General features: G+C 63.2%; 15 protein-coding genes, 2 tRNA genes and 1 pseudogene. 14 read left to right on the top strand and 4 right to left on the bottom strand.

Annotated elements, in window-relative coordinates; genetic code table 11:
* The first annotated feature begins 16 nt into the window (after positions 1–16).
* From selA to DW870_RS02355, 13 genes and pseudogenes are all read left to right on the top strand, one after another.
* The gene (gene selA, locus DW870_RS02405) at positions 17–1,474 is read left to right on the top strand and encodes an L-seryl-tRNA(Sec) selenium transferase (protein WP_117876828.1); all 1,458 of its coding nucleotides are present in this window, start codon (positions 17–19) and stop codon (positions 1,472–1,474) included.
* Positions 1,471–3,441, top strand: a complete 1,971-nt coding sequence (gene selB, locus DW870_RS02400) for a selenocysteine-specific translation elongation factor (protein WP_117876826.1) — start codon at positions 1,471–1,473, stop codon at positions 3,439–3,441. Before selA ends, selB begins: the two co-directional genes overlap by 4 nt.
* Before the next feature lie 72 nt (positions 3,442–3,513).
* A tRNA-Sec gene (locus DW870_RS09295) sits at positions 3,514–3,610 on the top strand.
* A 262-nt stretch (positions 3,611–3,872) separates the two neighbouring features.
* Complete coding sequence (gene gdhA, locus DW870_RS02395) at positions 3,873–5,228, top strand: NADP-specific glutamate dehydrogenase (RefSeq protein WP_117786477.1); 1,356 nt, start codon at positions 3,873–3,875, stop codon at positions 5,226–5,228.
* A gap of 242 nt (positions 5,229–5,470) precedes the next feature.
* Positions 5,471–6,373, top strand: a complete 903-nt coding sequence (locus DW870_RS02390; protein ID WP_199408974.1) for a xanthine dehydrogenase family protein subunit M — start codon at positions 5,471–5,473, stop codon at positions 6,371–6,373.
* Positions 6,373–6,816, top strand: a pseudogene (locus DW870_RS09585) ((2Fe-2S)-binding protein); the annotation flags it as partial. The gene DW870_RS02390 and the pseudogene DW870_RS09585, both read left to right, overlap by 1 nt.
* A 177-nt stretch (positions 6,817–6,993) precedes the next feature.
* A complete protein-coding gene (locus DW870_RS02385) occupies positions 6,994–9,204 on the top strand; it encodes a xanthine dehydrogenase family protein molybdopterin-binding subunit (protein ID WP_369831637.1) in 2,211 nt (736 codons plus the stop codon).
* A gap of 140 nt (positions 9,205–9,344) precedes the next feature.
* Positions 9,345–9,428, top strand: a tRNA-Leu gene (locus DW870_RS02380).
* 88 nt (positions 9,429–9,516) lie between these two features.
* A complete protein-coding gene (gene tig, locus DW870_RS02375; protein WP_233547382.1) occupies positions 9,517–10,818 on the top strand; it encodes a trigger factor in 1,302 nt (433 codons plus the stop codon).
* Positions 10,819–10,981: 163 nt separating this feature from the next.
* Positions 10,982–11,602, top strand: a complete 621-nt coding sequence (locus DW870_RS02370) for an ATP-dependent Clp protease proteolytic subunit (protein ID WP_117876820.1) — start codon at positions 10,982–10,984, stop codon at positions 11,600–11,602.
* A 1-nt stretch (position 11,603) separates the two neighbouring features.
* Positions 11,604–13,010, top strand: coding sequence for an ATP-dependent Clp protease ATP-binding subunit ClpX (gene clpX, locus DW870_RS02365; protein ID WP_117876818.1), 1,407 nt, complete (start codon positions 11,604–11,606; stop codon positions 13,008–13,010).
* A 286-nt stretch (positions 13,011–13,296) separates the two neighbouring features.
* A complete protein-coding gene (locus DW870_RS02360; RefSeq protein ID WP_117876816.1) occupies positions 13,297–15,993 on the top strand; it encodes a valine--tRNA ligase in 2,697 nt (898 codons plus the stop codon).
* A gap of 246 nt (positions 15,994–16,239) precedes the next feature.
* Positions 16,240–17,583 (top strand): folylpolyglutamate synthase/dihydrofolate synthase family protein, encoded by a 1,344-nt coding sequence (locus DW870_RS02355; RefSeq protein ID WP_117876814.1) that lies wholly within the window; start codon positions 16,240–16,242, stop codon positions 17,581–17,583.
* A gap of 350 nt (positions 17,584–17,933) precedes the next feature.
* Here the strand turns inward: DW870_RS02355 and DW870_RS02350 are convergent, their stop codons facing one another.
* The 4 genes from DW870_RS02350 to DW870_RS02335 form a co-directional block, all read right to left on the bottom strand.
* Complete coding sequence (locus tag DW870_RS02350; protein ID WP_117876812.1) at positions 17,934–19,022, bottom strand: Xaa-Pro peptidase family protein; 1,089 nt, start codon at positions 19,020–19,022, stop codon at positions 17,934–17,936.
* Between the two features lie 391 nt (positions 19,023–19,413).
* Complete coding sequence (locus tag DW870_RS02345; protein WP_117876810.1) at positions 19,414–19,812, bottom strand: DUF1667 domain-containing protein; 399 nt, start codon at positions 19,810–19,812, stop codon at positions 19,414–19,416.
* Positions 19,813–19,816: 4 nt separating this feature from the next.
* A complete protein-coding gene (locus DW870_RS02340) occupies positions 19,817–21,199 on the bottom strand; it encodes an NAD(P)/FAD-dependent oxidoreductase (RefSeq protein WP_233547381.1) in 1,383 nt (460 codons plus the stop codon).
* Position 21,200: 1 nt separating this feature from the next.
* Entirely contained in the window at positions 21,201–22,664 is a 1,464-nt protein-coding gene (locus DW870_RS02335) for an NAD(P)/FAD-dependent oxidoreductase (protein ID WP_117876808.1), read from the bottom strand.
* A gap of 487 nt (positions 22,665–23,151) precedes the next feature.
* On the opposite strand from DW870_RS02335, the gene DW870_RS02330 reads away from it, so the two are divergent.
* Positions 23,152–23,583, top strand: coding sequence for a zinc ribbon domain-containing protein (locus DW870_RS02330; RefSeq protein ID WP_055251579.1), 432 nt, complete (start codon positions 23,152–23,154; stop codon positions 23,581–23,583).
* Positions 23,584–23,700: the final 117 nt, after the last annotated feature.

Here is a 23,700-nt window from a genome sequence, read left to right as displayed (position 1 = left end):
TGTCGAAGGGCTTTCCATGAGCGACTGCGAATCCATGCCTGCCGAGGTGCGCGACCGCCTGCGCTCCATTCCCGCCGTGCACGAGCTGCTGGCCGAGTGGCCGGTCATGAAGGCTGCCGGCGATGCGGGCGACACGTTGGTGCGCGAGGCGATTGACGCCGAGCTCGATGCCGAGCGCGCGGCGATTCGCTCTGGCGCCCCCGCTAGGAATAAGCGCGAGCTCGCCTTGGCTATCGAGCGGCGGTGCCACCGCCTGTCGCTGCCGACCCTGCGCCCTGCCGTTAACGCGACGGGCGTTGTGATTCACACCAACCTGGGCCGCGCTCCGCTCGCGCCCGCGGCGGTGCGGGCGGTGACCGATGTCGCTCGCGGCTACAGCACGCTTGAGTATGACGTCTCAACCTGCGCTCGCGGGGGCCGCAAAGAGCATGCCGCGCGTCTGCTGCGCACGCTCACGGGGGCGCAGGACGCCCTGGTCGTCAACAATAACGCCGCGGCGGTGCTGCTGGTGCTTGCCGCGCATGCGTGCGGCAAAGAGGTCATCGTGAGTCGCGGCGAGCTGGTCGAGGTGGGCGGTAGCTTCCGCATTCCCGACATCATGGCGGCCTCGGGCGCCAAGCTTGTCGAGGTGGGCTCGACCAACCGCACGCATCTGGATGATTATCGAAGCGCCATCACGCCCAACACGGCGATGATCCTGAAGGTTCATCCTTCCAACTACCGCATCGAGGGCTTCCACGAGGAGGTTTCCGTGGCGGAGCTTTCTGCGCTGGCGCATGAGCACGGGCTTTTGCTTTACGAGGACCAAGGCTCGGGTGCTTTGCTTGCAGACGGGGTGCTCGCCGATGCGGGGGAGAAGTCCACGTCCGCCTCGCTTTGCGCCGGCGCTGACCTTGTCTCGTGCTCGGGCGACAAGCTACTCGGTGCTTCGCAGGCGGGCATTATTCTCGGCAGCGACCAGGCGATTGCCACTTGTGCCTCGCATCCGCTGATGCGCGCGCTTCGCCCCGGCAAGCTCACGCTCGCGGCCCTCGAGGCCACCCTGCGCCTGTATGTGGCCGGTTCCGATACGGCACATCGGGAGATTCCGGTGCTCAACATGCTATCCGGCGCGCCGGCTCCGCTCGAGCGTCAGGCCAAGCGCCTGCGCGACCGCATGCTGCGTAAACTTCGCGAGGCTCAGTGCGAGGAGGCGGTGGAATTGCAGGTTGTCGAGGGCGCCTCTGCCCCCGGCGGCGGCTCGCTGCCGACCGTCGAGCTCCCAACATTTTGCGTTGCCGTCTGTCCCGCCGATGGGCGCCTGTCCGCCGATGGCCTAAAGCGCGCCATGGTTCAAGAACCCGATACGCCGGTTGTGACGCGCGTGCAGCGCGACCAGGTGCTGTTTGACGTCCGCACGCTTTTGCACGATACCGACCTTGACCTGTGTGCGTCTGCGTTGACGGATGCCGTGCGGGCGGGTTTGCGTCGATGACGGCGCGTGAGCTTGTCGAATGTCCCGTTGTCGTTGGAACGGCGGGACACGTTGACCATGGAAAGTCGGCCCTCATCGAGGCGCTGACCGGAAAAAATCCCGACCGTCTGGAGGTCGAGAAGCGCCGCGGTATGACCACGGAGCTCGGTTTTGGAGAGTTGGCGCTGCCGAGCGGCAAGATTGTCGGCCTGGTCGATGTGCCCGGTCATGCGCACTACCTGCGCGCGATGGTGCAGGGCGCCACGGGCATCGACGTGGCAGTGCTGGTGGTTTCTGCCGTTGAGGGCGTGATGCTGCAGACGCGCGAGCACGTGCACGTTCTCGAGTTGTTGGGCGTGACGCGCATGGTCGTCGCGCTCACCATGCGCGACCTGGCCGACGACGAGACGGCGGAGCTCGCCGAGCTCGATGTGATGGATTTCCTTTCGGGCACCGTGTTCTCCGATGCCCCCGTGGTCCCCGTGTCATCGCGCACGGGCGAGGGCGTCGAGGACGTGCGCGGGGCGATCGATGCCGCGATCGACGCGTTTCTGGCTGAATCCGCCGAGCGCTCCGAGCGCCCCGGCTTGGCCCCGCGTCTGCCCATCGACCGCTGCTTTTCCATCAAGGGCTCGGGCACCGTCGTCACGGGAACGCTTCACGACGCCCCCATCATGGTGGGCGACGAGCTTGTCTCGAGCCCGGCGGGCGTGCGCTGTCGCGTGCGCGCGATTCAGGTGCACGGCGACACGCCGCGCGCGCTTCCCGGCCAGCGCGTCGCCCTCAACATCGTGGGCGACGGGGTCGATGTCCTGCCCCGCGGCGAGGTCGTCTGCGGACCGAGCGCCGAGGGCTCGACGCTTAGGCTTATCGCGCGCTTCACCTATCTGGGGCGCGAGGGCGCCAAGCCCGTGCCCTTCGAGTCCGGCGCGCGCGTCCACGTGATGGCGGGCACGGCCGAGGTCATCGGGCGCATCATGCTCATGGAGGGCGAGGGACCCATTGAGGCCGGCGAGACCCGCATCGTACAGGTCCGCCTGGAGGAGCGTCTTCCCGTGCGCTCGGGCGACGGCCTCATCGTGCTCGCGTTCTCGCCGGTGGTGCTTATCGGCGGCGGACGCGTGCTGCTTTCGCAGTGCCGCCGCTCGCGCGAGCTCACGGATGCTGAGCGCTCGCTTCTCGCGGCTCTCGATGCGGGCGACCTCGCATCGACCGTCGCCGCGTGGCTCGGTATCCAGCGCCTGCCCGTGCCGGCAGCCGATGTCGCCCGTGCGATCGATCTTTCCGGTGCCGAGGCCGTAAGGCTCCTGCTCGCCGCGGTGGTGTCGGGCGATGCGGTCGCCCTTCATCCGGAGCACTCGACCGAGGAGCTCTATGCCGCCCCCGCCGTGCTCGATGCCGCCCTCACCGCGCTCGCCGACACGCTTGTCGCCATGCATGAGGCCGCGCCCAAGCAGACGGGTTTCACGCCGGGCGAGGTTGTGCATGTCGCCTGGCCGAAAGCGGGCGAAGATGTCGCCTCCGCGCTCATCCTCGAGGGCTGTGCGCGCGGCATCTGCGCCATCGACGGTGCCGAGGTCTTCGACTCGCATTCCGCCGCTGCGGCGTTACGCGTGGTGCGCGAGGCTAGCCATCGCATTGTGGCCCTGCTGGATGAGGCCGGCCTCGACGCGCCGACGCTGCCCGAGCTGGGACAGCAGTTGCAACTCGATCGCGACACCATGACGCGTGCGCTGCGCGAGCTTTCGCTCAACCACTCGATCGTTAAGGTCGAGCACGACGTTGCCTTGTCCGCCGCCGCCGAGGCCCATGCGCGTGAGGTTGTTTTTGCGGCTATCGAGGCTGCCGGCGGCGCTACCACCACGAGTGTATTGCGCGAGGCCTTGGGTGTGTCGCGCAAGCGAGCGATCAGCATCTTGGAGCACCTGGATGCCGTGCGCTTTACCGCACTCGACAAGGATGCCGGCGGCCTAAGATCGCTGCGTTAGGGGCTTTGCATCGCTGCCCTGGTCCTCCTTGCAGTTGCGGGCTGTTCGGTTTGGTAAAATACCGCCACGTTTGGGAACGGATGGGCTCCGGTGGGCCCCGCGGTCCTCAAAACCGTTGTGAGGCGTGCAAAACGTCTTGGATGTGTTCGATTCACATACGTTCCCGCCAACGCATCCTGCCAACCACCACAAAGGTGCCTGTCCTCTTTGTGGTGGTATGGACCATGTGGACGAAACAGCTTCGAAACACGCGATTTGTACGTCGGGTGCTCAAAAACGCTTCTACCTGCATCGTAATCAAAACGAAACATCTGCTCGTCGGTTTATGCGAAACTTTGCTGCAACAGTGCGATATTATCCATACTCGATAAAGCTCGCGGCGCATAGGGTGCCGCGACCAACATTTTTCGTTTCCCATCATTGGAGGAAGCATGAGCTACACGCAGAAAGTTCTCGAAGAGCTCAAGGCCCGCTATCCCGAGCAGCCTGAGTTCATCCAGGCCGCGACCGAGATCCTCGGCACCATTCAGCCGGCGCTCGACGCCCACCCCGAGTACGAGGAGGCCGCCCTGCTGGAGCGCCTCGTCGAGCCCGAGCGCATCGTCATGTTCCGTGTTCCCTGGGTCGACGACCAGGGCAAGGTCCAGGTCAACCGCGGCTATCGTGTCGAGTTCAACTCTGCCATTGGACCCTACAAGGGCGGCCTGCGCTTTAACCCGACGGTCACCCTGGGTATGCTCAAGTTCCTGGGCCTGGAGCAGATCCTCAAGAACAGCCTGACCACCCTTCCCATGGGCGGCGGCAAGGGCGGCTCCGACTTTGACCCCAAGGGCAAGTCCAACAACGAGATCATGCACTTCTGCCAGTCCTTCATGACCGAGCTCTATCGTCACATCGGCCCCAACACCGACGTTCCCGCCGGCGACCTGGGCGTTGGCGGCCGCGAGGTTGCCTACCTGTTCGGTCAGTATAAGCGCCTGACCAACGAGTGGACTGGCGTCCTCACCGGCAAGGGCCTCTCCTTTGGCGGCTCGCTCGCCCGTACCGAGGCCACCGGCTACGGTCTGGTCTACTTTGTGGACGAGTACCTCAAGAGCCGCGGCGACTCCTTCGAGGGCAAGAACGTCGTCGTTCACGGCTCCGGCAACGTCGCCATCTACGCCGTCCAGAAGGTCTCCCAGCTCGGCGGCAAGGTGCTCGCCTGCTCCGATACTCACGGCTGGGTCGAGGATCCCGACGGCATCGACTACACCGTGCTCGAGCATGTCTACAACAAGAAGCGCTCCGGCCACGACAAGGGCGTCACGCTCGCTATGTACGTCGACGAGAAGCCTAATGCCACGTGGCACGAGGGCGACGGCCGCGGCGTGTGGCAGCTTCCCTGCGACATCGCGCTGCCCTGCGCTCGCGAGAACACGCTGCTGCTCGAGGATGCCCAGGCACTCGTCGCCAACGGCTGCAAGGTGGTCGGCGAGGGCGCGAACATGCCCACGACCATCGAGGCCACGACCCACTTCCAGGAGAACGGTGTCGCCTTTATGCCCGGCAAGGCTGCCAACGCCGGCGGCGTGCTCGTGTCCGGCCTGGAGATGAGCCAGAACGCCGAGCACCTGTCCTGGACCTTCGAGGAGGTCGACGGCAAGCTCGAGCAGCTCATGCGCGGCATGTTCCACAACGTGGACGACACCGCCAAGGAGTACGGCGAGGAGGGCAACTTCGTCATGGGCGCCAACATCGCCGGCTTCCTGAAGGTCGCCGACGCCATGCTCGCCCAGGGCGTCTGCTAAATTTTCGCTCGACATAGCATCGCAGAAGGCTCCCAGTCATCTTGGCTGGGAGCCTTTTCTATCCCGGAGGACTCCTCATAACTTGCGGTGGAATACGGATTGTTTTGCGTTCCAGAACGGCTAATCAGTCCGTATATCACCGCAAGTTATGGATGGGTGGGTGGATTTTGTCCTAAATCGGTGTGCGGCCCCTCGTTTGGTACACTTAAAAGTACTGGACAAGTGAAGAGATGGGGGAGAACGTGCTCAAGTTCGGTACCTACGTCCGTGTTGGAAACGCGGCCGAAGCCTATGAGCTCTTGCAGAAGAACCGCAACAACAAGATTGTGGGCGGCGGCATCTGGATGCGCCTGGGTTCGCGTCGTGTGGCGACGGCGATTGACCTTTCGGCCTGCGGACTCGATCAGATCGAGGAGACCGAGACCGAGTTTCGCATCGGTGCCATGTGCACCCTGCGCCAGCTCGAGCGCCATGCCGAGCTCAACGCGCTTGTCAACAATGTCTTCGAGTTCGCCGTTCACGATATCGTGGGCGTGCAGCTGCGCAATACCGCCACGGTGGGCGGCAGCATCTATGGCCGCTTTGGCTTCTCGGACGTTCTCTCCGCCTTCCTCGCGCTCGACTCTTACGTTGAGCTGACGGGTGCCGGCCGTGTGCCGCTCGCCGAGTTCGTGGACATGGGCTATGTGCGCGACGTGATCGAGCACGTCGTGGTCGTCAAGCACGATTACCGCGCGAGCTACGAGGCCGTGCGCAAGGCTGCGACCGACTTCCCCTCTCTAAACGTCACCGTCGCCTGGTGGGACAACACCTGGCACGTCACCGTGGGCGCCCGCCCGCTGCGCGCGACCTTGCTGCAGGGCGAGGCATGTGGCCTCACCAGCGAGCAGCCTTCCGAGGACGAGCTGCGCGCCCTGGCCGTGTCCGTACGCGCGTTGAGCTATGGCACCAACCTGTGGGGCTCGGCCGACTACCGCCGCCGCGTCTCGGCCCCGCTTGCCGTGCAGGCCGTTCGCCGCGCCGCTGGCATCGAGCTTTCGGCCGCGCTTGCCCGCGAGCTCGAGACCGTGCAGATCCCCAAGTTCGCCACGGACGAGTATTCCTGCCGCCGCGTGCCCGGCGTCGATTCTAGCGAGGTGCGCTAATGGCTGCCAAACTCATCGATCTTTCCTTTACGCTCAACGGCCGCAAGGTCAAGGTTCAGATTGCCCCTGACACCATGCTCTTTTCGCTTTTGCGTGAGCAGGGTTGCGCGTCGGTGCGCTGCGCCTGCGAAACCACCAACTGCGGTCTGTGCACGGTGTGGCTCGACGGCGACCCGGTGCTGAGCTGCTCGGTTCCCGCCGCGCGCGTCGAGGGCCATACCATCACCACGCTCGAGGGTCTCAAGGCTGAGTCCGAGGCGCTCGCCCGCGCGATGGCTGCCGAAGGCGCCGAGCAGTGCGGTTTTTGCGCCCCCGGCCTTATCATGAACGTGCTGGCGCTTGCCCGCGCCGCCAAGGAGGACCCGAGCCTCGTCGCCACGCGCGAGGAACTGTCGCGCCAGCTCGCCGGCAACCTGTGCCGCTGCAGCGGCTACGAGAGCCAGCTGCGCGCCATTGTCCGCTTCCTCAACGAGTCCGGCGTGCAGGTGGGCTTTGAGATGCCCGAGCTGCCGGTCAACGACACCAGCTGCGACGGTGTCTCGTACAAGCAGATTACCCATAAGCAGCCTAAGAAGGACTCGAAGGCGTTGCTCGAGGGCCGTCCCGTCTACACGGGCGATATGGTGCCCGCCGGCGCCCTGATCGTCAAACTCAAGCGCAGCCCCTATGCCCGCGCCAAGATCCGCTCCATCGATACGTCGCGCGCCCTGAAGGTGCCCGGCGTCGTGGGCGTCTACACTTACGAGGACGTGCCCAAGCGCCGCTTTACTATCGCCGGTCAGAGCTATCCGCAGCCGAGTCCCTACGACCGCCTGATTCTCGAGAACCTCGTGCGCTATCAAAACGAGGAGGTGGCGATCGTCGCCGCCGAGACCGAGGAGGCCGCCGACAAGGCGCTCAAGCTCATCAAGGTCGACTACGAGGTGCTCGAGCCGCTGCTCGACTTTACCCAGGCGCTCGATAACGACATCGTGGTCCACCCCGAGGGCGACGTGACCTTTATGTTCCCGCAGGGCGGCGATGTGCCCCGCAACCTGGTGTGCAGCGGTACCAGCGACTTTGGTGATCTGGACGAGGCCTTCGCCCAGAGCGACATCGTCTTTGAGCGCACCTACAACAGCCAGGCCACGCAGACCGCGCCCATGGAGACTTTCCGCGCCTTCGCGACGACCGACGCGTTTGGGCGCATCTCGGTGACCACCTCTACGCAGGTGCCCTTCCACGTGCGCCGCATGGTCGCTCAGTCGCTCGATATTCCGCAGTCGCAGGTGCAGGTCATTAAGCCGCGCATCGGCGGCGGCTTTGGCTCCAAGCAGACGGGCTGCTGCGAGATCTTCGTGGCATTCGTTACCCAGCAGACCGGCCGTCCGAGCTATTGCTGCTACACCCGCGAGGAGACCATCACCGCGGGCAACTCGCGCCACCAGATGCAGATGACCGTTAAGCTGGGCGCCATGAACGACGGCACCATTACGGCCATCGATCTGCACACGCTGTCCAACGCCGGCGCGTACGGCGAGCACGCTACCACGACGATCGGCCTTTCGGGCCACAAGAGCCTGCCGATCTACAACCATGTGAAGGCGAGCCGCTTTAGGTGGGACGCCGTCTACACCAACACCAACCGCGGCGGCGCGTATCGCGGCTACGGTGCCACCCAGGGCCAGTTTGCCGTGGAGAGCGCCGTCAACGAGCTCGCCGACATGCTGCACATGGACCCCGCCGACCTGCGCCTTAAGAACATCGTGCGCGAGGGCGAGATCATGCCGCAGTACTACAACGAGAAGCTCAACGCCTGCGCGCTCGACCGCTGCCTGCTGCGCGCGATGGACATGATCGGTTGGCGCGACAAGCCGCTAGCCGTCGACCTGGGCGACCGTGTGCGTGCTCTGGGCTGTGCGCTCACCATGCAGGGCTCGGGCATCTCCAACGTGGATATCGCCGGCATCGACATGCGCTTGGAAGAGGACGGCTTCATTACCATCGGCACCGGCGCCACCGATAACGGCATGGGCGTCGACACGATCCTGGCGCAGATTGCCGCCGAGGAGCTGGGTGTGGAGAGCTCGCTCATTGTGGTGCGCGGCGTGGACACCGACGTGTCGCCGTTCGATGCCGGCTCGTACGCGAGCTCGGGTACGTACGTGACGGGCCTGGCAGCCAAGAACGCCGCGACCGAGCTGCGCGAGAAGATCTGCGCTAAGGCCGCCCAGATGTGGGACGTGGACGCCGCCGACGTGGTCTTTGATGGCCAGTACGTGCGCCTGTCCGACGAGCGTGCCGCGCGCGAGCAGAACCGCTACCTCACGCTGCGTGACTTTGCCAACCTGTGCGTCAAGAACATCGCGGGAGGCGACGCGCTGACCTCGCATGCCTCTGCCTGCCTGCCCGTTTCGCCTCCGCCGTTTATGGCCGGCATTGCCGAGGTCGAGGTCGACAAGGCCACCGGCAAGGTGACTGTGGTGGACTATGCGGCGGCCGTCGACTGCGGCACCGTGATCAACGAGGCGCTCGCGCGCGTCCAGGCCGAGGGCGGCATTGCCCAGGGCATCGGCCACGCGCTCTACGAGATTGTCGAGCACGACGACCGCGGCCGTCTGCGCACCGGCAACTTTATGAGCTACAAGCTGCCCACGCGCCTGGATATCGGCAGTATTCGCGTGGCCTTTGAGCCGAGCTACGAGCCTACGGGCCCGTTTGGCGCCAAGTCGATCGGCGAGGTCGTCATCAACACGCCGCTCGCCGCCGTGGCCTCGGCCGTGGCACACGCCACCGGCCACCAGGTGCGCTCGCTGCCCATCACACCGGAGAAGGCCCTGCTGGGGGAGTAGCGGGTCGGCGAACAAGTCGTAATGGGCGGGGCGGGGCAACTCGCCCCGCCTTTCGCACTCGTGGTGAGGTCGTGAGCCTGTAAAACGTGTGCGTGCGCTTGTCGTTCGTATCTGCTATCATTCCTAGTCTGTGCGCTCATGCGGGCGTGGCGGAATTGGTAGACGCGCCAGATTTAGGTTCTGGTGGGATTCCCGTGAAGGTTCGAGTCCTTTCGCCCGCACCAACGCATCTGCGTCGGCTTCGGCCGTCGCGACTCTTTGTTGCATAAAGGTACCAGCACCTCAGATAAGCTGGGCAGTATGAGGAGGAACGTGTTGAACATCACCGCTTCTGACGTCAAGGACGCCAAGCTCACCGCTACGGTCACCATCCCGGCCGCCGACGTCGACGCCGCGATCAAGAAGGCCTACAAGGACACCGCCAAGAAGTACCGCTTCCCGGGCTTCCGTGCCGGCAAGGCTCCCCGTCCGGTCATCGATTCCGCTCTTGGCGCCGAGGCTACCCTCGCTCAGGCCACCAACGACCTGATCGCCGCCAACGAGCCCGCCGTCCTCAACGAGCTGGACATCGTCCCCACCAAGAGCGGTGACTACAAGGAGCTCGACCTCGCCAAGGATCACGAGGACTACACCTACACCGTCGAGTTCTCCCTGCGTCCCGCCGCTGAGCTCTCCTCCTTCGACGCTGTCGAGATCGAGATGCCCCCTGCGGAGGTCACCGAGTCCGAGATCAACAACCAGGTCGAGATGCTCCTCAACTACCGTGCCACCTTCGAGGACGTCGAGGGCCGCGCTGTCGAGTCCGAGGACTACGTTACCGTCGACCTCAAGGCCGTCGAGAACGCCGACAACTTTGCCGCCGAGGGCCGTATGCTCATCGCCGGTAGCGACAGCAACCCCGCCGAGTTCAACGAGGCTCTGATCGGCGCCAACGTTGACGACGTCAAGTCCGTCACCTGGACCGACGAGGCCGAGGAGGGCGAGGAGGCCGAGACCCACACCGTCGAGGTCACCGTCAAGGGCATCAAGGTCCGCAACACCCCCGAGCTCACCGACGAGCTCGTCAAGTCTGACTTTGGCTTCGACAGCATCGACGCTATGCGCGACGCCATCAAGATCGAGATCGAGCAGGACAAGGCTTCCCGCCTCCCGGCCGAGAAGGAGAACCGCTGCGTCACCGCTCTCGCCGAGCGTCTGCAGCTCGAGGAGATGGACGCCGACTACGAGCAGTCCGTCTTTGAGGAGCTTGGCCAGAACTTCCTGTCCAACCTCGCTGCCCGCGGCATGACCCTGGACACTTGGCTGCCCGCTTCCGGTCTGACCATGGAGCAGTTCATCGGCGACCTGCACAAGCAGGCCAACGACGTTGCCCGTGAGTCCCTGGCTCTCGACGCCCTCGCACGTGAGCTCAAGATCGAGGTCACTGAGGATGACATCAACGCCGAGTTCGAGAAGGCCGGCGTCAAGGACGTCGAGGCTTCCAAGGCCGAGTTCATCGCCGATGGCCGCATGCCTGCCGTCCGCGAGTCCATCCGTCGCTCCAAGGCCGTCGACCACCTGGTCGAGAACGCCAAGGTGACCGAGGTCGACGAGACCGCCAAGGACGCCGAGTAATTCTCGCCACCTTGCCCGCGAGCGCATGTGTGCGCCCGTGATGGGGTAAAGTTATAAGCCGGTTATCCGGTTGCTTCGTACGGTGCCAGCCAATGCATAGCATGCGGGCACCGTACGTTTATCTAGAACCAATTTGGTCCGCAAGAGAGAAATGGAGATGCGTATGATCGCCAAGTTCGATTCCGCCCTCGTGCCATACGTTATCGAGCAGACGCCGCGCGGCGAGCGCAGCTACGATATCTATTCGCGCCTGCTCAACGACCGCATCATCTTCTTGGGCGAGGAGATCAACTCCGTCAGCGCCAACCTGGTCGTTGCCCAGCTGCTGCATCTTGAGAGCCAGGATGCCGAGAAGGATATCTCGCTCTACATCAATTCACCCGGTGGTGAGGTCTACTCCGGCCTGGCGATTCTGGACACCATGAACTTTATCAAGCCGCAGGTCTCCACCATTTGCGTGGGCATGGCCGCGTCCATGGCCGCCGTGCTGCTTTCGGCCGGCGCCAAGGGCAAGCGCTTCTGCCTGCCGCACTCCAAGGTCATGATTCACCAGCCCAGCGGTGGTGCCCAGGGTCAGCAGACCGAGATCGAGATCGTGGCCGAGGAGATCAAGAAGACTCGCCGCGAGCTCAACCAGATTCTGTCCGATGCCTCGGGCCAGCCGATCGAGAAGGTCCAGGTCGATACCGAGCGCGACAACTACCTGACCGCTGCCGAGGCCCTCGACTACGGCCTGATCGACCGTATCGTCACCTCGCGCGATCTCGCCGCGAAGGACGCCTAGGATGGCCGGTAACATGCAGGACAACTTTGACGAGAACGGCAACCCCATCCGCTGTTCCTTCTGCGGAAAAGAGCAGGGTCAGGTTCGCCGCCTTGTTAAGGGCCCGACCAACATCTTTATCTGTGACGAGTGCGTCGCCGCCTGCTCCGAAATCCTTGAGGAGTCGCTGGCTTCGGACTTTATGGACGCCGCCCGCAACGGCAAGCTGCCGGGTTTCCTCAACGATCACGGCCAGGCTGCGTCCCAGCCTGCCGTTGACCCCGAGGCCGAGGGCTTTGAGCTCGAGGACGACCGTCAGGTCATCACGCACGTGCCGACGCCGCACGAGATCTATGACGAGCTTTCGGCCTATGTTATGGGCCAGGAGGACGCCAAGCGCGCCATGTCGGTGGCCGTGTACAACCACTACCGTCGCGTGATCGAGGGCGGCGCCGCGCTTTCGGCCTTTGATGACGGCCTGGACTCGCAGCTCGACGACGATATGGACGAGGTAGAGCTCGCCAAGTCCAACATCCTGCTGCTCGGCCCCACCGGTACCGGTAAGACCCTGCTCGCCCAGACGCTCGCGCGCATCCTCGAGGTGCCGTTTGCCATCGCCGACGCCACCGCACTCACCGAAGCCGGTTACGTGGGCGAGGACGTGGAGAACATCCTGCTCAAGCTCATCAACGCCGCTGATGGCGATATTGAGCGCGCTCAGGTGGGCATTATCTACGTGGACGAGATTGACAAGATCGCCCGCAAGGCCGAGAACCTCTCCATCACCCGCGATGTTTCGGGCGAGGGCGTTCAGCAGGCACTGCTGAAGATTCTTGAGGGCACGGTGGCAAGCGTTCCGCCCACCGGCGGCCGCAAGCATCCCCAGCAGGAGCTGCTGCAGATCGACACGACGAACATCCTGTTCATCTGCGGCGGTGCCTTTGTGGGTCTGGACAAGATCATTGCCGATCGCGTGGGCAACAAGGGCGTGGGCTTTAACTCCGAGATCGCCGGCCCCACCTCGGTCGACGAGAACGACCTGCTGCGCCAGGTGCTCCCGCAGGACCTCAACGCCTTTGGCATGATCCCCGAGTTCGTGGGCCGTACGCCCGTCGTCACCCAGACGCAGGCGCTCGATGAGGACGACCTGGTGTCGATCCTGACCGAGCCCAAGAACGCCGTGGTGCGCCAGTACCGCAAGATGTTCCAGCTCGAGGATGTCGATCTTGAGTTTGAGGACGCGGCCCTGCACGAGATCGCCCGCATGGCGCTCGCCCGCAAGACCGGCGCCCGCGGCCTGCGCGCCATCTGCGAGGACGTGCTGCAGCAGACGATGTTCGACCTCCCCAGCGAGGAAGGCGTCACCAAGGTCATCGTAACCGAAGCCTCCGTAAAAGGCACCGAACAGCCCCAACGCATCTACGGGTAAACCAGCCTAAAACGTGTTTCTAAATAGCCTCCGACCATCCACGGTCGGAGGCTATTTTATATATACGCAATAACCCCAACTACCTGTGTTATTCTGTGTGTTTGTTTAAGCCTCAGCGAAGTCATTCAGACTGAAGTAATCGATACCTAAGGGGAGGAATGTAGGCCCGATTTTCGTAGATTCCGCACGAGCCGAAGACCACGTAATGTGGTCTTCGAGCGAGCCCAGGATCTGACCGAGCAAAAATCGGGCCTACATTCCTCCCCGGTGGGACAGGGAGAGATATATGGAAGAAATGCCCAAGAACTACGATCCGTCGACCAACGAGCCGGCGATTCTGCAGAAGTGGCTCGACGGCGGCTACTACAAGCGCCGTGAGGGCGTGGGCGACTGCACCGTCACCATTCCGCCTCCCAACGTGACCGGCAAGCTCCACATGGGTCACGCCACCGACGACTCCATCCAGGACGCCATCATCCGTATGGCTCGCATGCGCGGCAAGTCTACGCGCTGGGTGCTCGGTACCGATCACGCCGGTATCGCCACGCAGACCAAGGTCGACAAGAAGCTCAAGAGCGAGGGCATCAGCCGCCTGGAGATCGGTCGCGACAAGTTTGTCGACGCCTGCTGGGATTGGACCCACGAGTACGGCGGCATCATCGTCGAGCAGATCAAGCGCATGGGCTGCTCCGTCGACTTCGATAACGAGCGCTTCACCATGGACGAGGATTACGCCCAGGCCGTGCGTAAGGTCTTCTGCGACTGGTACCACGACGGCCTGATCTATCGCGGCAAGCGCATCGTCAACTGGTGTCCCAACTGCACCACCGCTATCTCGGACGACGAGGCCGAGTACAAGGACGAGAAGGGCCACCTGTGGCACCTGCGCTACCCGCTGACCGAGCCGGTTAACGGCCAGGACTACATCGTCGTCGCCACCACGCGCCCCGAGACCATGCTCGGCGATACGGGCGTCGCCGTCTCCCCGAAGGATCCCGAGAAGGCCGCCTTCGTGGGTAAGACCGTCAAGCTCCCCATCGTCGACCGCGAGATTCCCATCTTTGAGGATTGGCATGTCGACGCCAACTTTGGTTCCGGTTTTGTCAAGGTCACCCCGGCCCACGACCCCAACGATTACGCCATGGGTCAGGCTCATGACCTGCCGCAGATCAATATCTTTGATGAGCACGCGGTGGTCGTCGAGGGCTACGGCGAGTTTACCGGCATGAACCGCGACGAGTGCCGCGAGGCCGTCATCAAGTGGTTTGAGGAGCACGGCCTGCTCGACCACGTCGAGGAGCACGACCACTCCGTCATGCACTGCTACCGTTGCGACGCCGCGCTGGAGCCGTGGCTGTCCGAGCAGTGGTTTGTGGCCGTCGATAAGCTCAAGGGGCCGGCGCTCGACGCCGTCAATTCCGGCAAGGTCACCTTCCACCCCGCGCGCTGGACGCAGACCTACACCACTTGGATGGAGAACCTTAAGGACTGGTGCATCAGCCGTCAGCTGTGGTGGGGCCACCGCATCCCCGTGTTCTACTGCGAGGACTGCGGCTGGGAGGACGCCCTCACCGAGGACACCGACGTGTGCCCCAAGTGTGGCGGCCATCACGTGCATCAGGACGAGAACGTGCTGGACACTTGGTTCAGCTCGCAGCTGTGGACCTTCGCCACGCAGGGCTGGCCGCAAAAGCCGGAGCTGCTCGAGGGCCATCACCCCACGACGGCGCTCGTCACCGCACGCGACATCATCGCGCTGTGGGTCGCCCGCATGGTCATGAGTTCGCTGTACTTCCTGGACGAGGTGCCGTTTAAGGACGTCGTCATCTACCCGACGATTCTGGCCAAGGACGGCAGCCGCATGTCCAAGTCCAAGGGCAACGGTGTTGATCCCATGGACCTCATTGGCATGTACGGCGCCGACGCCATGCGCTTCAACCTGCTCACGCTGTGCACCAACAACCAGGACGTCAAGTTTGACGCGAACATCGACAAGAAGACCAAGAAGCTCATCGACAGCCCGCGTACCGACCAGGCCAAGAGCTTTGTGACCAAGATCTGGAACGCCAGCCGCTTCCTCCTCATGAACATGGAGGGCTACACGCCCGGCGAGCCCGTCGTGGAGATGCCGGCTGACGCCTGGATGTTCAGCCGCCTGGCCAAGGCCGTGAAGATGGTCACCGAGGGCATCGAGAACTACACCTTTGGCGACATGGCCCGCGGCGTGCAGCAGTTCTTCTGGAACGAGGTCTGCGACTGGTACGTCGAGGTCACCAAGGCTCGCCTGAAGGGCGAGGGCCGTCTGCAGGCGCAGCGCAACTTGATCTTTGTGCTCGACACCTCCATTCGCCTGATGCACCCGCTCATGCCGTTTGTCACCGAGGAGATCTGGGACAACATGCCGGCGAGCGTGCTCGACCTGGACGCCGAGGGCAACGTGGATCGCGCCGAGGCACTCATGATCGCCAAGTGGCCTGAGCCCGCCGACTACGCCAAGTACGTCGACGAGCCCGCCGAGCGCGCGTTTGAGCTGTGCCGTGCCGTCGTGTCTGCCGCCCGTGCCACCCGTTCGCGTTATCGCTTAAGCCCCAAGGCGGAGCTCGACGTTGTCGTGCGCGCCGGCGCCGAGGATATCGAGAAGCTCGAGAGCCTGCGCTCGACCATCGAGCCGCTGGCCAACACCGCCTCGCTGGTTATGGGTACCGACGTCGAGAAGCCGGCTGCGAGCATCGCCGTGGTCGATAGCGGTGTCGAGGTCTTTGTGGTGCTCGAGGGCAAGGTTGATCTTTCGGCCGAGAAGGCGCGCCTGGAGAAGGAGATCGCCGCTGCGCAGAAGGAGCTCGCCGGCTGCGAGAAGACCCTGGCCAACGAGGGCTTTGTGGCCAAGGCCGCGCCCGCGGTGGTCCAGAAGAAGAGGGACCGTGCAGCTGAGCTCAAGGAGATCCTTGCGGCGCTGACCTCGCAGGTTGCTGACTTCTCGTAGGGCTTACTGAGGGGTGCGTCCCGATGCTTTGCTCTCCGCTGCGGACACCTATTCCGCCGTTCTAACGAACGGCGGCTGACTCGACGCTGCAAACGCCTCTGATGGCCAATCTGCCGTTCAACTTCGGGCGCATGGGCATAAGCCCTATGCGCCCTTGTTTCACGGCACCTTGGCTCATCAGAGGCGTTTTCGCTGACTATCCTCAACCTATACTGTTTTATTTTTCTATGAATGGCGGTTTTAAAAATGCCTAAGCGTTCTGGCTTGTATACCGTTCCTTTTGAGTTTGATTTGCTTTCATTTGATGAGGCTGTTGGGCTGGCTGCTGATACGGGGCGGATTTCTGGGGATGCTGGGCCTCTGCTTGAGACGGTTGTCGATATGCTTGATGAGCTGGGACGTCCGGACGAGTATTTCGATTGCATTCAGGTCGCCGGTACCAATGGCAAGACTTCGACTACGCGTTTTTCGGCTGCCATTCTTCATGGTGAGGGGCTCAAGACCGCGCTGTATACGTCGCCACAGCTGGTACGCTATCCCGAGCGCATGGAAGTCGATGGATGCGTCGTGAGCGATGAGGCATTCGCCCGTGGCGTTTCGGCCGCTGTTGAGGCGGGGCATCGAGTGAATGCCCGTCGTGTGGCGGCGGGGGAGCGCGCCTATACCATCACGCCGTTTGACCTTTTGACGGCTGCTGCACTTGTGGTGTTTGCCGAGGCCGCGGTGGATGTTGCCGTGCTCGAGGTTGGCATGGGCGGGCGTTGGGACGCCACGAGCGCGACCGATCCCGTTGCCGTTGCCATTACGGGCATTGGGCTCGATCACACACGTATTTTGGGCGATACGCTCGAGGCCATTGCGGGGGAGAAGGCTGCGGTCATTAAGCCCGGACGCCTGGTTGTACTGGGCGAGGGCACGCATGAGGCGAGCGTTCAGCGCGTGATGGATGCCCGTTGTCGCGAGTGCGGCGTCGTGCCGCTGGTGGTGAACCATGCCACGACCAAGGTGCCGGCGCATGTGGGCGATACGGTTGAGTTTAGCTGCACTACGCCGCGTGCGATTTATACGTCGAGCATGGTCAAGCCGGCGTATCAGCCGCAGAATGCTGCGTGCGCGATTATGCTTTGCGAGGGGTATCTGGCTCGCGAGCTCGATCATGATGCGCTCGATGCTTCGCTTATGGGTTGCCCCACACCGGGTCGTTTTGACGTGCTGGGGACCGATCCGCTCAAGCTGATTGATGCCTGCCATAACCCCCAAAGCTGCGAGAACTTTGTGAGCGCACTGGACGAGATCGATTTGTGCGTAGAGAATCGCCCCACGCTGCTGTGCGCCGCGCTGGCCGATAAGGACGTGGCGGGTATCGTTGACGTTCTGGTTCCGGCGTTCCCCCACGCGGTCGTAACCCAGACCGATTCCGATCGCGCCCTGCCGGCAGAGGAGCTCGCTGCCCTGGTGGGTGCCGATAAGCTCGTGGGCGTATACCCGAGCGTGTCCGAGGCCCTCGCTGCCTTCGATGCCGCGGGCGAGTCCTTCGTTGCCGCCGGTACCATCACCCTAGCCGGCGAAGTAGCAGGCCTGTTGCGCTAACCCATCCCCTCATCAGTTGCGGTGAAATACGGACTGTTTTACAAGCCAGAAGCCTCAAACGGTCCGTATATCACTGCAGCTCAAAAGCAGTCAATTTGGGACGGGGCTTTTTGGCTGCCCTGTGCCCCGAGTTGACTCGCTTGCCACGAAATGGGCCTATCTACTACGTTTTAGCGAATACCCCCGACCACACCGAGAATTGCAAAATTAAAACCGCAGGTAGACGGCTTGCGGATTTTGCGAAAACGCGGGTATGGTCGCCCTATGCGGGTTAAACGTAGTAGATAGGCCGTTTTTGTGGCGCGGTATTGGTGGGATGCGGCAAAGGGACAGCGCCTTTGCCGCATTGCCTAGTCCAGACGGACCGGATCGTGGGGGTAGGCGTTGAGAATCTCGACGCCGTTCTCGGTCACCAGGGCCAGGTCCTCGATGCGGACGCCGGTGCGGCCGGGGAGGTAGATGCCCGGTTCGATGGAGAACGTCATGCCAGGCTCTACGACCTGCTCGTTGACGAGCGAGACGTCGCCCGGCTCGTGGTCCTGCAGACCAATCGAGTGGCCCAGGCGATGTGTGAAGTATTTGCCATAGCCTGCGTCCTCAATCACGTCGCGCGCGGCACGGTCCAGGTCGCACATGCGCACGCCCGGTGCGATGAGTGCTTCGGCGGCCTCGTTGGCACGGCGTACGATATCGTAGATGTGTGTTGTCTCCTCGTCCGGCTCGCCCCAAAAGAACGTGCGCGTCATGTCCGAGCAGTAGTTGCGATGCCGTCCGCCAATGTCGAACAGCACCACGTCGCCACGCTTGAGCACGGTATCGTCGGGTTCGTGATGCGGGTCGCCGGCGTTGGCACCAAAGCTCACGATCGGCGGAAAGCTAAAGCCCTCGCAGCCGTGCTTGCGATACAGGCCGAGCATTTGGTCAGCAATTTCGCGTTCCGTCACACCCCCGTGGACGAGCTTAATCGCGTCGGCCATCACGGCGTCGTTGGCGGCAGAGGACACGCGCATGAGCTCCTGTTCGGCGGCGTCTTTGTAGGTGCGCGCGGCAGTGACGGCAAAGTCACCCAGGAAAAACTCGCTTGCGGCGTGGCGCTCCATGAGCGGCATCAAAAAGCCGGAGCGCATGACGGTGTCGATGCCGAGCGGTTTGGTCGGTTCGACCTCGCGAGCGATGGCGTCGGCCACGACATCGGTATCGGTGTGATAGGCGACGCGGGCATTGTCGTACTCGGGCAGTTGATGCAGTGCGTTGACCAGGATCACCGGCTCGGCATCGCGCACGAGCAGCACGCCGCAAAAACGCTCGAACATATCGGCATAAAAGCCGGTCAGGTAATAGATCGACCATGGGTCGTTTACGAGCAGCTGTGCGCCGGGGTGCTGAGCCTCGAGCGCATCGAGCACGCGCGCCACACGCTGGTCATCGACATGTGCCATGAAACATCCTTTCGCTAGGTTGCCACCATGGTATCCCCAATGCCAGGGTAGTCAATTTGCGACGGGCTATTTTAGCTGCGTCCAACATGCGGAATGATAGGTAAAAGTAGCCATAAGAGGTCCGTCCCAAATGGGCTGGTTTCAAAACTATGGCGGATTACGGGGCTGGACCTGTATTGCTTGACCATGGGAAAAATTGCGAAATTAAAACCGCAGGTAGACGGCTTATCAAAAATCGAAAAATGCCTGTATGGATGGGGGTCTCCGAATCAGCCCCGTAAACCGGGGTAGTTTTGAAATGGCACAAATCCGATAGCAGCCAAGAGGGCGCTTTTGCAACCGAAAAGAAGGGAGCGGGGTAGCTAAAAGTGCCCCGTCCCAAATGAGCTACCTAGGCAGGGTCGATGTTCATGCTGGCGATAAGGTTGATGTTGGTGTCTAGGAGATTCTCCAGCACGACGTCGCCCATGCGGATGGGGGCCTCGACGACCACGCCGCGGATGAGGTTCATGGCTTGGGCGTGGAGTGCCAGCGGGATGGCATCGGCGGTGCGCACGGGCAGCAGGGCCTCATCGCCGCCGGAGACGGCCACGGTCGTCGTGAGCACGCGCATGGGACAGGTGAGCTCCTGATGTGCGAATTTATCACCGCGTGGGCAGTTGTTGCCGGTTACGGAGCGCACTTCCACCACGGCGCCATTGGCGTCGCGCTCGATTTCTACGGTCTGGAGGCACTCGGATGGGCAGGTGGTGCAGTTGAACTGCAGCGTTTCAATCGCGTTTGTGCTCATGACTCTACGCCTCCTCAACGGGGTCGACGGACAGGACAATCTCGCTAACACCCAAGTCGAGCGCATGCTGAATCACCTTTGCCGGCAGCGGGAAGCTTTCCATGACGCTCGGTTTAAACGGGCGGACCTTGCCGGCGAACAGTTCCTCGTCGCCTGCTAGAATGCGCACGCGGGCGGCGTCGACGGGTCGGCTCACGCGGAAGTTAAGTTTAGTGAGCCCGACGGTCGTAATGCGGCCCGGCAGTGCGTAGCCTGCGATGCCGGCGGGGGAGACCGTGAGCTCGCAGCCCGTGCCCGCAGCGCCCACTTCGTCATCCGCGCCGTTCCCCAGCGCGTACGCCGCCGCGGCTGCACCGGCGCGTTCGGACTCGGTCGTCACGTTGTCGGCCAGGTCGTGCACGTGCAGCACGTTGCCACAGGCAAAGATGCCCGGCACGCCCGTTTGCAGACTCTGGTCCACCACGGCGCCGCGCGTGTGCGGGTCAAGCTCAACGCCCGCGGCAACCGAAAGCTCGTTCTCGGGAATCAATCCCACCGAAAGCAGCAGCGTGTCGCACGGAACAATGCGCTCGGTCCCCGGAATGGGTGCCAGGTGCTCGTCGACCTGGCTTACCTCGACGGCCTCCACACGGTCGTGCCCGATCACGCGCGTGACGGTGGTGGACAGGTGCAGCGGAATACCAAAATCGTCCAGGCAATTCTTCACATTGCGGCGCAGTCCGTTGGCGTACGGCATGAGCTCGTACACGCCCTCGACGGAAATCCCCTCAAGCGTGCAGCGGCGCGCCATGATAAGCCCGATGTCTCCCGAGCCCAAAATGACGGTGCGCGAGCCGGGCTTGAGGTTTTCGATATTGATGTATCGCTGCGCCAGGCCGGCCGTAAACACGCCGGCGGGACGGCTGCCAGAGATCTTGATCTCGCTGCGCGTGCGCTCGCGACAGCCCATGGCAAGAACGACGGCGTGCCCGGTGAGCTGCAGCATGCCGGCGCGGCTCATGAGCGTGACGGTATGGACCGCGGTGCCTTCCGCAGGCTCGCCTGAATCAATCCCAAGCACCATGCTGTTCAGGAACAGCGCAATGTCGGTTGCGTGCACCTGGTCGATAAAGCGCTGCGCGTACTCGGGACCGGTGAGCTCCTGTTTAAAGTGCGACAGGCCAAAGCCGGGGTGGATGCACTGGCGGAGGATGCCGCCCAGATGCTGCTCGCGCTCCACGATGGCCACGCGTGCGCCGGCCTTGTGTGCGGCAAGCGCGGCCGCCATGCCGGCAGGTCCGCCTCCGATAACGACCGCGTCGAAGGCCTGCGTTTGCACGGGCGCTGAGGCTTCGACCTCTGCGGTTCGAGCCTCCGCGCGTTCGTCGCGCATATCAAACGTCGCCATCCTAGCGTACCCCCTTCAGCGGTCCCTGGACCAGCCAAGATCCGGCATCCTCCAACAACACCTCGCTGGGGTCGCAGCCCAGTTCGCGCGCCAGGATCGCTACCACGCGGCTCTGGCAAAAGCCGCTCTGGCACCGACCCATGCCGGCGCGGCAGCGGCGCTTGACGCCCTCGACCGAAACCGCGCTCGGGTGGCGTCGGATCGCGGCAACAATCTCGGCCTCGGGCACCGTTTCGCAGCGGCAGACGATTTGCCCCCAAGCGGGGTCGGATTCAATGAGCTCTTCCTTGCGCGCAAGCGGCACGCGGTCAAAGTCGTCCGGCGCGCGGCGAATCGGGTCCCAATCGGCCCTTTCGCGCAAAGCAACGCCCGCCTCGCGCATCACGCGCTCCATGCGCTCGGCAATGGCAGGCGCGCTCGCCACGCCTGGGGACTGAATGCCCGCCGCTTGGAAGAGCCCCGGCACCACGGCCGACTGTCCAATAAAGAAGTCGTTCGTTCCCCGAATGACCGGACGCCCGCCGGCAAACGCACGCACCACGCGGTGCGTCTCCAGGTCGGGCACCAGCTTGCGCGCGCCGTTCAGGAGCGCGTTTACATCGCTCGCATAGGTCTGCGTGTCGCCCGGCTCGCGCACGGCGGCCGTCGCGGTAATCACGGTGTTGCCGTGCACGGTTCCCGTGACGATAAAGCCCTTGGACACCGGCGTGGGAACGGGGTAGAGCGGCATGAGCGCCCGCGGCTCCTTGTCCAGCACCACGATGTTGCCCTGGCGCCAGACCATCTGAAACTCTTCGGCGCCCGCCATATGCGAGATGTCCGCGGCGCCGTTGCCCGCGGCGTTGATCAGGTAGCGGCAGCGCACCTCTCCGGCGGGCGTCGCCAGCGTAAAGCGCACAGCCCCGTCGGTAGCCTCGCCGCCAGCAACCTCAATCGCTTCCACCGGCGCAGACCGCATAAATGTCACGCCGTTGGCGACGGCGTTCTCCAGCGCGGCAATGGCGACCTCAAAGGGATCGACAAAGCCAGTCGAGGGGCACCATAGCGCGCACGTGGCCAGGGCACTCGCGCGCGGTTCCAGCTCGTGGATGCGCTCGGGGCCGATAATCGACAGCTCGGGAACGCCGTTGGCTATGCCATTCTGGCGCAGCTTCTCCAGATGCGTGCGGTCCTCGTCGCTAAAGCCCAGCACCATCGACCCGGTGCGACAGAACAGAAAGCCCAGCTCCTGCGCCCACGTACCGTACAACTCGCAGCCACGGGCGTTGACCTGCGCCTTTACGGTGCCCGGTGTCGGATCGTAGCCGGCGTGCACCAGGCCGCCGTTGGCCTTCGACGCTCCCAGCGCAATATCGTTAGCCGCCTCGACCACGCAAATGGACAGGTCAAACCGCGCGAGCTGCCGCGCGATGGCGCATCCGGTGATGCCCGCGCCCACAATCGCGATATCAAACGTTTCTGTCACGGCGCCTCCAAGACAAGTTGACAGGATGTCAATAAGACTATCCTACGGTCTGCACACCCCCAACGCGGCGGCAATGCGGCGAACAGCCCCGCAACACCCGCCAACGGCAGACGAGGGGAGACTCAGTAACGTCGATAACCTCGTCTGCCGCCCCTGGTGTCAGAGTTTTGTCTCGTTCTGTAACAGTAAGCAGAAGAGTTGGGTTCCAGATGTTACAGATCGAGACGTTTGCCAGGTGGGCCCTCTGTTTGTCTCGATCTGTAACAGTAAGAGGGGTTTTGGGACCCTAGATGTTACAGATCGAGATTGAAGTCGGGGAGGGACCCCTGTGTCTCGATCTGTAACATCTAGACCCGAATTCCGCCTCTACCTGTTACAGATTGAGATGTTTGTGTCCGCGCCGGCCCCGTACCCAGCCGTGGCCCCATATAAACAAACCCCGTGGTAAACTTGACCGAACTGTTAATATTCCGAAAGGTACACCCCAATGTCCAAGTACATCTCCGAGCTCATGTCGCCGCAGCTTATGGGCGTCGTCTATGCCTTCGTTGGCTTTATCATCGCCCTGTATGTGCTGTCGGTCGTCTATGTGTTCATCGACGCTCGCCGCCGCGGCGCCAGCGCCTACGTGGCATGGGGCATCATCGCCCTCATCCCGTTTGTAGGCCTCATTGCCTACCTGGTTCTGCGCCCGCACTCCTACGCGTCTGACCGCGAGGAGCAGGAGCTGGACATGGCCCTGCGCGAGCGCCAGCTTGCCCAGTACGGCACCTGCCCGCAGTGCGGTGCGCCCATCGAGAAGGACTTTGTGGTCTGCCCGGTGTGCGATACCCAGGTTCGCAACGTATGCCCCAGCTGCCATCGCCCGCTCGATGCGCACTGGAAGGTCTGCCCCTACTGCCGAACTCGCATCCAGTAACGCATCCATCGCCTGGCGGGCCGCAAGCCACGGGCACGCCGCAAGCCATGCGCGCCCCGCAACCCGCCCCCCACACGATGAAGCATGCGTAGAAAATCGCCCGCCGTGCCATTAAGG

This window comes from Collinsella sp. AM38-1BH (genome assembly GCF_003467545.1).
Classification (GTDB): Bacteria; Actinomycetota; Coriobacteriia; order Coriobacteriales; family Coriobacteriaceae; genus Collinsella.
The sequence above is the reverse complement of the archived record's forward strand: the minus strand, read 5'-3'. Positions and strand labels throughout refer to the sequence as shown.